This is a genomic window from Mesorhizobium sp. M7A.F.Ca.CA.002.04.1.1 (assembly GCF_004022805.1).
GTDB lineage: Bacteria > Pseudomonadota > Alphaproteobacteria > Rhizobiales > Rhizobiaceae > Mesorhizobium > Mesorhizobium ciceri.
Window position 1 is genome coordinate 1 of record NZ_RZPL01000998.1, and the last position, 1,556, is coordinate 1,556.

Genomic DNA, 1,556 nt, shown 5'->3' on the forward strand with positions numbered 1-1,556 from the left:
GTAAGCGCCCCTTCGAGGATGAAGACATGCTCTTCCTCGAAAATATGGTAATGCGCCGGCGAGGACTGCTTGCCAGCCGGAAGCTCCTCGATTGCCACGCCGACACGGTGTTTTTCGCCAAGGGCAGCCAGCGACAAATGCCGGTAGCGCAGGCCGAAGCGTGGCACATCGGACCATTCCGTCCACGGCACCTCATCCGATGCGAATGGTAGCGGCGGTTTAGCTTCGTCCACCATTAGGGCCTCCTGGTCCTGTCGCCCTGCCCTCGTCGCGTGCTGCTGGAGGGTCCACGACAGAACAAAGCTGCCAGCTTCCGGCTAAACCGCCAAGCGGTGTTCGCTACGCTCCTGACAAAGCCGGACAGAAGCCGCGCGCTTCAGCCTCGGATGGCCTTGCCCGCCTGCTGCAGCAATTCGAACGCCGCGAAGCGTTTGGCATGCCAGCCGGCCAGCGTAGCGTCGGGATGATAGACCTCGCCGAGTTCCGACATGCCGGCCATCGCCGCCGCCACATCCTTGTAGGCACCGGCGGCGACCGCGCCCAGCATCGCCGAGCCGAGCAGCACCGGTTCCGGCGAGGTCGAGGCCACCACCACCATGCCTGTGGTGTCGGCCAGCAGTTGGCGCACCAGCGGGCTTTGGCCGGCGCCGCCACTGACCACGATGGTGTCGACGGCAATGCCTTTCTGATGTTCGGCCTGCACGATCTGGCGCGCGCCGTAGCCCAGCCCGCAGACCCCGGCGACATAGAGCCCGACCAGGCTGTCGAGGCTGGTGTCGAGATCGAGCCCGGCGATCAGCGCGCGCGCGTCCGGGTCGGCGAAGGGCGCGCGGTTGCCGAGGAACTCCGGCACGACATGGATGCCGCCGACCAGGGCCGGCGTGGCCGCGGCTCCATTGCGGCTTTGCGCCTGCAGCGACAGCCAGGCGCTGAGACTGAGCCCCTCGGCTTGCGCTTTGGCGGTCGCTTCGCCGGCTGCAGGATGCATGCGCACCAGATGATCAATCGCAGCACCAGCTGCCGACTGGCCGCCCTCGTTCAGCCACAGGCCCGGCACCATGGCCGAGAAATACGGACCCCAGACACCGTCGACGAAGGCCGGCTCGGCGGTCGACGACATGGTGCAGGCCGAGGTGCCGAAAACATAGGCCATGCGCGACAGCACGCTGCCGAAATCGCCGCGCGCGCCGACCGTGCCGACGCCCCCGGCATGCGCGTCGATCAGTCCGGCCGCCACCGCGGTGCCGGGGTTGAGACCAAGGTCTGCTGCTGCCTGCGCGGTCAATCCGCCGCCGAGTGCGGCACCGGCCGGCACGATCTCGGTGCCGATGCGCGCGAATGCCTCGTCGGCCAGCGCGCCGAGGCCGATCTTGCGGAAATACGTCTCGTCCCAGCGGCTCTCATGCGCCAGATAGGTCCATTTGCAGGTCACCGTGCAGACCGAACGGGCAAGGCTGCCGGTCGCCCGCCAGGTGAGGAAATCGGCGAGGTCCATGAACTGCCAGGCGGCGTCGAAAGTGGCGGGCAGGGTTTTTGCCAGCCCCCAGAGGTTTGGC

Annotated in this window: 1 protein-coding gene and 1 pseudogene; both read right to left on the reverse strand. The window is 67.5% G+C overall.

Annotation, left to right across the window (positions count from 1 at the left end; all coding sequences use genetic code 11):
* Positions 1-236 (reverse strand): annotated as a pseudogene (locus tag ENZ75_RS31410) (hypothetical protein); the annotation flags it as partial.
* 140 nt (positions 237-376) lie between these two features.
* Positions 377-1,556 (reverse strand): FGGY family pentulose kinase (locus ENZ75_RS31415; protein ID WP_128278606.1); only part of this gene is annotated, 1,180 nt, incomplete at its 5' end.